General features: G+C 55.5%; 7 protein-coding genes. All 7 read right to left on the minus strand.

The genetic code is table 11. The features are described 5' to 3' along the window. Nucleotides 1–1,931, minus strand: a 1,931-nt coding sequence (locus tag AC5OW4_RS12685; protein WP_493677039.1) for a GTP-binding protein, incomplete at its 3' end; no start/stop codon positions are given. 87 nt (nt 1,932–2,018) lie between these two features. After that, complete coding sequence (locus AC5OW4_RS12690; RefSeq protein ID WP_195396223.1) at nt 2,019–3,485, minus strand: TrkH family potassium uptake protein; 1,467 nt, start codon at nt 3,483–3,485, stop codon at nt 2,019–2,021. Then, a complete protein-coding gene (gene trkA, locus AC5OW4_RS12695; RefSeq protein ID WP_195396224.1) occupies nt 3,482–4,855 on the minus strand; it encodes a Trk system potassium transporter TrkA in 1,374 nt (457 codons plus the stop codon). Before trkA ends, AC5OW4_RS12690 begins: the two co-directional genes overlap by 4 nt. A 237-nt stretch (nt 4,856–5,092) precedes the next feature. Next, nucleotides 5,093–5,359 carry a metal-sensing transcriptional repressor gene (locus tag AC5OW4_RS12700; RefSeq protein WP_006059334.1) on the minus strand — a complete coding sequence of 89 codons (267 nt, stop codon included), beginning with the start codon at nt 5,357–5,359 and terminating at the stop codon, nt 5,093–5,095. Beyond that, complete coding sequence (locus tag AC5OW4_RS12705; protein WP_072683799.1) at nt 5,360–7,921, minus strand: heavy metal translocating P-type ATPase; 2,562 nt, start codon at nt 7,919–7,921, stop codon at nt 5,360–5,362. 233 nt (nt 7,922–8,154) lie between these two features. After that, entirely contained in the window at nt 8,155–8,712 is a 558-nt protein-coding gene (locus AC5OW4_RS12710) for a nitroreductase family protein (RefSeq protein WP_072683798.1), read from the minus strand. Between the two features lie 459 nt (nt 8,713–9,171). Then, nucleotides 9,172–9,897 (minus strand): GntR family transcriptional regulator, encoded by a 726-nt coding sequence (locus tag AC5OW4_RS12715; protein ID WP_072683797.1) that lies wholly within the window; start codon nt 9,895–9,897, stop codon nt 9,172–9,174. Nucleotides 9,898–9,981: the final 84 nt, after the last annotated feature.

The following is a 9,981-nucleotide window of genomic DNA, read 5'->3' on the forward strand; positions in this document are numbered from 1 at the left end:
CTTCCCGGTATCTCCTGCGGATGCCATTGAGCTTCGATATGCATGTGTTCCTCAACTTCGTCGTAGCGCACAAGAAATCCTGCGCCGTGGCTGCAGAAAACGGAATCCGCAGGGAAGTCGAGATCGCCGTCGCAGTCGTAGCCGATCGCTTCGATCAGTGCCTGTTGATCGGCGCAGGGCTGATAACCTTGAAACGTGCAGACCAGCCGGCCTAAGCCATGGGTATAAGCGGTCAGCTCGGCTTGGTAATTGCGCATTTTGGCAACTGGGGCCGTGCCTTCCAGAATTACCGTGTCGGTCTGATTCTGCGTGATTGCCGACTGCGCCTGCATCCGCTGCAGATCGAACAGCGCACGGCTCAGCTGACCGGCGGGCAGCTCCATGCGGAACTGATAGACCGGCTCCAGCAGCTGGCAGGTTGTCCTGCGCAAACCCTGACGCAGCGCCCGAAGCGTGGCCTGGCGGAAGTCGCCGCCTTCGGTATGTTTGATGTGCGCTTTCCCGGCGATCAGCGTGATTTTGATATCGGTGATCGGCGAGCCGGTTAATACGCCGGGAACTTCGATTTCATCCAGACAGTTCAGCACCATTTTCTGCCACGGCAGCGCTAACCAATCGACCGGGCAGTCGGAAGTCACCTGCACCCCAGAGCCGGGCGGCAGCGGTTCAAGCAACAGATGCACCTCGGCGTAATGGCGCAGCGGCTCGTAATGACCGACGCCTTCCACCGGCGTGCAGATCGTTTCTTTGTAATTGATTTTTCCTTCGTCGAACTCCACGTCCAGGTGAAACCGGCTGGCGATCAGCTGTTTCAAGATCTCAATCTGAACGTTGCCCATGATCTGAATGCGGATTTCCTGCGTCGGCGCGTGAAATTGCAGATGCAGCTGGGGATCTTCTTCCTCTAGCTGCTTGAGCTGACGATATAACGCAAACGGATCGCAGCCCGCCGGCGGGATCAGGCTGTAGCTCAGACAGGCGGAAAGCACCGGCGTCCGAGCGGGCTGCTCAAATCCCAATCCGTCATGAATCCCTAATTTCATCGGTCCTTTCAGGCAACAAACCTGACCAGCCGGAACCTCATTGACCATGGTGAACTGCTCGCCGGAGTACAGCCGCAGCTGATCGACCTTTTCACCGTTGTCCAGCACCTGTTTGGCCTTTAAAACACCGCCGGTAACTTTGACATGCGTCAAGCGCGTGCCCTGGCGGTCGCGGGAAACTTTGTAAACTCGGGCTCCGAAGGTTTCCGGATAGCTTTTCATTGCGGTGTAGGCGTCCAGTCCGTCCAACAGCGCTTCCACGCCGTCCGCTTTCAGCGCGGAGCCGAAATAACAGGGAAAAAGCGAGCGGTCAGCGACCGCGCTCTGGATCTGGGAAGGGGTCAGCGTCCCCTGCTTAAGATAGCTTTCCAGCAGATCGTCGCGCTGCATCGCGATGTTTTCCATCTGCCCGTCCACCTGCGTAAAGTCGATAATCCGCGGATCAAGCTGGGTTTGCAGCGAAGTCATCAGCGCCGCCGCGTCATCGTAAGCAATATCCATCTTGTTGACGAACACAAACGCCGGGACATGATAGGTTTCCAACAGCTTCCAGATCGTATGCGTATGCGCCTGCACGCCGTCGATGCCGCTGATCAGCACGATCGCGTAGTCCAGCACCTGCAGCGTGCGCTCCATTTCCGCGCTGAAGTCGATATGGCCGGGCGTGTCCAGCAGTGTGAATTCGGTTTGCTTCCACGGGAACATCGCCTGCTTTAAAAAGATCGTAATACCCCGGCTGCGTTCCTGATCGTCATAATCGAGGACGGTATCCTGATGATCGACGCGGCCGCGCTTCCGGATTTGATTGGATTGATAAAGAAGACTTTCCGACAAGGTTGTCTTGCCGGCGTCGACATGCGCCAGCGCGCCTAAAATAATCTGTTTCATAGAAAAATTGTATGCGACTTTCCGTGTTTGTTCAAGTCTTTTACCAGCGATTTGCGCCGCTGTGTTTCCAAGGGGAAACGCATCATGCTAAGATGAGCGCTTTTCCGAGTTGATTTTTAACGTCGGAGCGGTCCAGGTTTCAGGCAGGCAGATCAATAACAGCGGATAGAATTCCAGTCTTCCCGCTAACATGACCAGACACAATACCAGTTTGGAAAACGGCGGGAAAGCGGCATAGCTGCCCAGCGGACCAACGCCGTTCAAGCCGGTGCCGGAATTATTCATGCAGGTAAGCACGGCGCTGCCGGCCGTTTCCAGATCCGCGCCAGCCGCCGCTAACAAAATCCAGCCGACGAGGAAAAACGACAGATAAATGAGGATAAACGTTAACGTACGCTGGATTGTGGCTTCCGCAACAGGCTGTCCGTCCAGCGTCGCAATTTTGACAATCTGCGGCTGACGGCTGCGGTGCAGCTCCCGTTTCATGGCTTTTCCTGCCACGATGACCCGGGCGATCTTCAAACCGCCGCCGCTGGAGCCGGTGCAGGCGCCGAGCATTGTGATCAAGGGCAGAAGCAGCCGGCAAAGCTGCGGCCAGCGGTTAAAATCGGCGCTGGCGAAGCCGGTGGTGCTGATCGCGCTGGCGGTTTGGAAGAAGGCCAGCCCCAAGGCATTCACCAACGCTTTTCCATCCAGAATCAGACTGCCCGCAATGATCAGCCAGAATCCCAGAAACAATCCGGCATACCAGCGCAGCTCCTCGTTTTTCAAAGCCTGCGCCGCCCGGCCGGTGACAAACAGCCACACAAGCTTGAGATTGACGCCGAAAATCAACATGAAGAATGCGATGATGGATTCCACGGCCGGGGACTGATAGGCGGCAATCCCAAGATTCCGGGTTGAAAATCCGCCGGTGCCGGCGGTTGCCAAAGCGTGGCAGACACTTTCCCACAACGGCATTTTGGCAAAACATAAGAGGATCGCTTCCACAAGGGTTAATCCGCCATATACCCCACACAGGACCGCCGCGCTCTGCCGGAAGCGGGGAAATAATTTCTCCGCCGCCGGACTGGCTTCTGCTTCCGCCAGATTCATCGTGCTGCCTTGGGAAGCGGGGACAAGCATGACCATAAATACGACGAAGCCCACCCCTCCAATCCACTGCGTCAGTGCCCGCCACAACAGAAGTGAGCGGGGCAGCGCTTCCACGTCGGTCAGGATTGTCGCTCCGGTGGTCGTATAGCCGGAAATAATTTCAAATACGCTGTCGATGAACGAAAGCTGTCCGCTCAAACTCAGCGGCAGCGCTCCGCACAGCGATAAAATCAGCCAGCAGAGTCCGATGCTCAGCAAGCCCTCACGGGCTGAAATCACCCGTTCGCCGCGGCCGTAGCGAAGCAACAGGCTGCCGGGCAGCGCGCAGCATAACATCGGGATCAGAAAAAGGTCGAGCCGTTCCCCTGAAATTGCTGCGAAACATAAGGGAAGGGCCATTGCGGCTGCGGATCCGAGCAGTGAAGCGCCGGCGATCCAACCGGCCAGCTTCCTGTTCATACCGACCGCAGCGGAGTTTCAAGCAGATCCGCGAGACGGTGAACTTGCCCGGCCGGGGCTAAAACAATGATGAAATCGCCGGTTTGCAGCTGATCCCGGCCGCCCGGGATGATCATCTGGGCATGCCGCAGAACCGCGGTGATCAGAATGTTTTTCTTCAACGGCAGCGCCTGTAAAGGCGCGGCGACAATGCGCCGGGCATCCGGCCCGATTTCAAATTCAAGCGCTTCGATCTGACCGCCGGCCAGCGTGTGCAGCGTAATGATCGGATTTTCATCGCGGCTGTCGATCGAACGGACATAGCCGAGAATCTGTTCGGTTGCCAGATCCTTGGGCATGACGGTACGGATTTTGGCTTCGTGCAGGATCGGCAGATAGGAATGCGTATTCTGACGGCAGAAGACCAGGCCGATTTGCCGGCTTCTGCCATACAGCGCAAGCATGGCGTTGATTTCATCGCTGCCAGTCACGGCGATCAGAGCATCCATCGCATCAAAGTTCAATGTCTGTAAAAACGGATGATTGGTCGCATCGCCCCGGCAGACGTCCACTTTATGAAACCAGGTGCTGATGAGGGCGCAGCGGGCCGGATCCTTTTCCACGAGCGTGATCTGAACCGGCTGATCCGCCAGCTGCTGGCAGAGGGATAAGCCGAGATCGCCGCCGCCCAGAATAAGAAGCTGCCGGATTCCGGTTGTCCGCAGTTTTAAGCGGCTGAACAATGCCAGCGCTTGGGAACGCGAAGCGGTCAGGGTTAAATGATCCCGGGCCTGGACGATGAAATCGCCGCGGGGGATCGAAGCCTGATCGCCGCGCAGACACAAGCTGAACAAATAGCGGCCGGGATAGGCTTTGCGGATTGCCGTCAGATTCTTTCCGATCAGCGCTGAACCGGGCTGAACCTCGAATTCCATCAGTTCCACGCGCCCGGCAGAAAAGCTGTCGACATTGACCGACGCCGGAAATTCCAGAATTCTGACCAGCTCCCGGGCTGCCAGTTCGTCCGGATTCAGCGACAGCGATAAGTTTAAATCCTGACTGAGTAAGGACAGAGATTTTAAAGCGGTGGATTCCTGCATCCGGATTAAGGCGATCCGACAGCCTGAATGCCGGGCCATTAACGCGCTGAGCATGTTGGCTTTTTCATCGCGGGTTACGGCGATAAACAGATAGGCATGATCTGCCCCGGCGGCATTTTGAACGTCGAGGTCCAGCGCGGATCCCTGCAGGCATAAAACGTCGAGCTGGCGGCTGACGCGCTGGCAGACTTCGGGATCCGCGTCGATAACGGTGACGTTATGCCCTTCTTTCATCAAGGTGCGGGCCAGATGATAGCCGACGTTGCCGCAGCCGGAAATAATGATATTCATAAGCGTTCCTCCTGATTGATCGGAGGGCTTCCCGCTTCGGACAAGCTGGCGGGCAGTCCGTGAGGTTGTTCTTTTCTTCATTATAGCATGCGGATCTGTTCTCTACCGGACTGTTTCTGATTTCGGGAAAACGAAAGTGGTAGAAAAAGGATGAAAACGGAATGGATCAGGGATAACGCTTAAGAAGCAGAAAAAAACCCGGAAAATTCCGGGCTTTCTAAGTAAAGAGATCCGACGCTATAAGCAGCGGTCCAGAATCTCCAGCACTTCTTCAATCTTCGCTTCGGCGTCTTCCGGTTGGCCATGCATCGCGTCCTTCACGCAGCCGTGAATGTGGGCGCTTAAAATCTCCTGATTGACCTTTGCCAGAATCGCCGAGGCGGCCTGGATCTGGTTGGAGATGTCGATGCAGTAGCGGTCGTCCTCGACCATCCGGATCACGCCGTCGATCTGTCCCCGCGCTGTTTTTAACAGCTGCAGGGTGCGGGCGGCGTCGGCTTTCATTTACGCGACGGAAACGACTTCGTATCCCGCATCGGTAACGGCCTGGATCAGCGCGCTGTCTTCCACCGGCTGGCTGCAGCTGACGACCGCTTTCTTTTCGTCCAGCGTGACCTCTGCTTTTTCGACGCCGGCGACGGCGTTGAGCGCGGCTTCGACGCGGGCCTTGCAATGAGCGCAGGCCATTCCGTTTACGATCATAGTTTTTGTCATGTTCTTTTCTCCTTTATTTTTAAATTCAATATGCTGGACGGCAACCTGCGCGGCAGGCGCCGAGGAAGACTCCGGGAGTCCGGCCGGGCGCGGACTGGAGAATAATTTCAGCCGCAGCGCGTTGGAAACGACGCTGACGGAGCTTAAGCTCATCGCCGCCGCGCCGAACATCGGATTCAGCTTCCAGCCTAACAGCGGAATGAACACGCCGGCGGCCAGCGGAATCCCGATGCTGTTGTAGATCAAAGCCCAGAACAGATTCTGCTTGATGTTGCGCAGGACAGCTTTGGAGAGCTTGATGGCCGTGACGGCGTCCCACAGATCGCTTTTCATCAAGACGATATCGGCGGATTCAATCGCCACGTCTGTTCCCGCGCCGATCGCGATGCCGACGTCCGCCTGGGCCAGCGCCGGGGCGTCGTTGATGCCGTCGCCAATCATGGCGACCTTGCGGCCTTCGGCCTGAACCTGGCTGACGACCCGCTGCTTATCGGACGGCAGAACCTCGGCGATCACGTTGTCGATCCCGGCCTGGGCGGCGATCGCCTGGGCCACCTGCGGGTTGTCGCCGGTCAGCAGGATCACGTCGATTCCCATCCGTTTGAATTCAGCGACCGCGGCGCGGCTGGTCGGTTTGATCGTATCAGCGACGGCGATCATTCCCAGAACCACTCCGCTCTGGGCGATGAACAACGGCGTGCGGCCCTGCGATGCGGCGTTGTGATGCAGCTGTTCGATCTGCTTGTCCGCCAGTCCCATCGCCTGCATCATTCTGAGATTGCCGGCAGCGGTCGGCTGGCCGTCGATCAACGCCCGAACACCCTGGCCGGCGATGTTCTCGAATTGATCAACGGATTGGATCTTGGCATTTTGTTTCTGACCATAGCGCACGATCGCTTCCGCCAGCGGATGCTCGGACACCGCTTCCAAGGAAACGGCGGCGTCCAGCAGCGCGGCTTCGCTTTCGCCCAGAACCGTGACCTCGGTGACTTCCGGCTTGCCGGTTGTGACCGTGCCGGTTTTATCCAGAATGACGGTTTGTAAGGAATGCGCTGTTTCCAGCGCTTCGCCGGATTTAATCAGAATACCGTTCTCCGCACCCTTGCCGGTGCCGACCATGATCGCGGTCGGTGTTGCCAGCCCCAGCGCGCACGGACAGGAAATGACCAGGACGGCGATTCCGATCGATACCGCGAAGCTGATTGATTCGCCCAGAAGCAGCCAGATGACGGCGGCCGCCAGGGCGATCGTGATTACAACGGGAACGAAGACGCCGCTGACCTTGTCGGCCAGCTTGGCGATCGGCGCTTTGGAGGCTGACGCTTCTTCTACCAGCCGGATGATCTGCGAGAGCGTGGTGTCCTCACCGACCAGCGTCGCTTCCATTTCCACCGCGCCGCTTTTGTTGACGGTTGCGCCGATGATCTTTTCACCGACGGTGCGTTCGACCGGAATGCTTTCGCCGGTGATCGCCGATTCGTCAAAGGCCGCGCTGCCCTGTACGATCACGCCGTCGACCGGTACGCTCTGGCCCGGCTTGACGCGGAGGCGGTCGCCCGGGCGGACATCCTCGACGGGAATTTCCACGAACTCTTCACCGCGGCGGACCCAGGCAGTTTTCGGCGCGAGATCCATCAGCTTGGCGATCGCTTCCGAGGTTTTGCCCTTGGAGCGGGTTTCCAGATATTTGCCCAGCGTGATCAAGGTCAGAATCATCGCCGAAGTCTCAAAATACATGTCCATCGCCCAGCTGTGAACCTTGACCATATCCTGCGCGCCCAGTCCCATGCCGATTTCATACAGCGCGATCACGCCGTAGACGATCGCGGCGGCGGAACCGATGGCGATCAGCGAATCCATGTTCGGCGAGCGCCGGAACAGGTTCTTGAAACCGTTGGTAAAGTAGTGGCCGTTGACGATCACAACCGGCAGACACAACAGAAACTGCGTCAGCGCAAAGTTCATCGTGTTTTCATGACCGAGGAAAAACGCCGGAAGCGGCCAGCCCATCATGTGGCCCATCGACAGATAGAACAGCGGAAGCATGAAGACGACGGAGATGATAAAATGGGTCTTCATCGTTTTGATCTGCTTCTCCATCGGATTTTCCGCGGCTGACGCTTTGGAAGCCGCCGCGGGTGCGCCGTGCTCCTCGGCGTGATAGCCGGCCTGTTCGACAGCCTGCAGAATCTTATCGCTGGTCAGCTGATTTTCATCGAAGCTGACGGTCATCTTGTTCGCCAACAGATTGACGTCGCATTGTTCGACGCCGTCCAGCTTGCGCACGCCGCGCTCGATCGCAGCGCTGCAGGCGGAGCAGCTCATGCCTGTAACATCATAAGTTTTCTTCATTTCATCACCTCGAGTACCCCACCCCTAGGGGGTGTATGGAAGTAGCATAACGCACATCGTTTTTTCTGTCAATCGCAATGCTTTTTCAAGACTCGAATTCCTTATCTTTTCAGGACTTAAATTCCTTGCTTTTTCATAACTTAAATTCCTTTGCGGTCCCCGATCCTTTATATAGGATAAACCGGCCGGGTCAAATCATACCCGGTCAGGATGAGAAAAAGAAAAAGGACGCGTTAACGTCCCTGAAATGGAAGCAGAAGCGCTTCGGGAGTTTTCCGCGGGCGCGGAGCGGGCTGTTCGGCCGGGTAGCCCAGCGCAATAGCGGAGACTAACTGCAGCTGAGGATAACCTACATAGGCGCAGATTTCCTTTTCCGTATATTCGGTATCGCGGATCCACAAAGCGCCTAAGCCGAGGTTCACCGCTTCCAGACAAACATGCTCGATTGCGGCGCCGATGGATAACAGATCACCGGGGATCCACAGCTCGTCCGGTTCTCTGAAGACAAGCATCAGGACAGGCGCGTTTTGTATAATCTGAGCGGTGTGCCTGGAACTGTTGACATAGCCGGGCAGTTCTTCATCGTGACTTTCAAACAGCTGAAGCATAATCCCGGCGACCTGATCTTTCCGGCCATCCTCTAAAATCATAAATTGCCAGGGCTGGCGGTTTTTCGCCGACTGACACAGCCGCGCGGCTTCGATCAGCTTTTCCAGTTTGGCTTTTTCCACAGGTTTTGTTTCAAACTTGCGGATACTTCGCCGCTGTGCGATTACTTCTTCCAATTCCATGATTGAACCTCCTTTTTGCGTTCTTTTTCCAGTGTCAAATCTGAATTGGGACCTTGATCCTATTGTAAAGGATCGCGCGAGGAAAATCATCGAATTGAATGAAAAACAGGGGCGAAATCATCGAAATAGTAAAAATTTTAAAAAAATCAAAAAAAAGAGGGGCTTTTTTCAATTTTGCGCAATATTAATACTAGAGGGACGATTTCCCTGTTCCAGACTGATTTCTGTTTGCAACTTCCTTCAAACCTCCAAATACGGATCGTCCCTCTCCCCTTATTCAAAAAAACAATTCTGAAGCATTGAAAACAGTCTGACCGTTTTACAAGACCGTTGAAGGAAAGCGTTGGTTGTTTCCTTGTTCTGATCAAGTCTGAATCCGAGGGTATTGTTCAGCCTGATGGCTGGCCTGCGTTACTTTCTGCGAAGACAAAAAGCGGGAACGCCAAAAGAAAACCGGGATTATTCCCGGCGTTTGACGATATTCAGCTGGTACAATTCGGGATGCATATACAATTCGTCGAAATCGAAAATCTTCCCGTTTTTCATATAAACTGTATTTGCGATCTTGATGATCGGCATCTTGGGATCGCAGCGCAGGATTTCCGCAATGTATTCGGGCGGGAAAATCGCCGAGATATTCTGATAGTCACAGTCGATGTCGTAGCCGTTTTTTTCGGCATAGTCGTATTTTGAGGATTCCAGAATTTTAATCGACATGTCGGGATGCAGATCGACGGCCATGTAGGTACGTTCAAACATGATCGGTACGTCGTCGGCCATCCGCGTCCGCTCGATGTAGTAAATCCGATCCTCCGGCCGGATGCCGAGAATCCGCGCGACGGTCTTGCCGGCGGTGGTCACGGAAAAGGTATTGACGATGGAGGTCGGCACTTTTCCCATGTCCCGCATATCGTCGCTGAAGCTTTTGATCAGCGGGGTGCGTTGGATGACGTTGGGCTTGGCGACGAACGAGCCGCTGCCCTGATTGCGGTAGATGTAGCCCCGGGTGGTCAGATTGCCCAGGGCCTGACGGACGGTTACGCGCGAGACGCCGTATTCCCTGGACAGCTCAGCCTCGGTGGGAAGCAGGTCGTCCGTGACGTATACGCCGCTGTTGATTTTATCAATCAGATCATTTTCAATTTGTTTATATCGCGGAATCCGCGCTTGCTTTGAGCTTGCCATGGTTTCACCTTCTGTGCTAATCATAGCATATTTGTATTATTATGACAAGAAAGAAAGGGGTTAATAGTAATACAAATTGAGAAA

The organism is Holdemania sp., assembly GCF_986127675.1.

Excerpts from the sequence above, each read along its gene's own strand:
- AC5OW4_RS12690 (WP_195396223.1), bottom strand. The coding sequence starts at position 3,485 with ATGAACAGGAAGCTGGCCGGTTGGATCGCCGGCGCTTCACTGCTCGGA.
- trkA (WP_195396224.1), bottom strand. The coding sequence starts at position 4,855 with ATGAATATCATTATTTCCGGCTGCGGCAACGTCGGCTATCATCTGGCC.
- AC5OW4_RS12700 (WP_006059334.1), bottom strand. The coding sequence starts at position 5,359 with ATGAAAGCCGACGCCGCCCGCACCCTGCAGCTGTTAAAAACAGCGCGG.
- AC5OW4_RS12705 (WP_072683799.1), bottom strand. The coding sequence starts at position 7,921 with ATGAAGAAAACTTATGATGTTACAGGCATGAGCTGCTCCGCCTGCAGC.
- AC5OW4_RS12710 (WP_072683798.1), bottom strand. The coding sequence starts at position 8,712 with ATGGAATTGGAAGAAGTAATCGCACAGCGGCGAAGTATCCGCAAGTTT.
- AC5OW4_RS12715 (WP_072683797.1), bottom strand. The coding sequence starts at position 9,897 with ATGGCAAGCTCAAAGCAAGCGCGGATTCCGCGATATAAACAAATTGAA.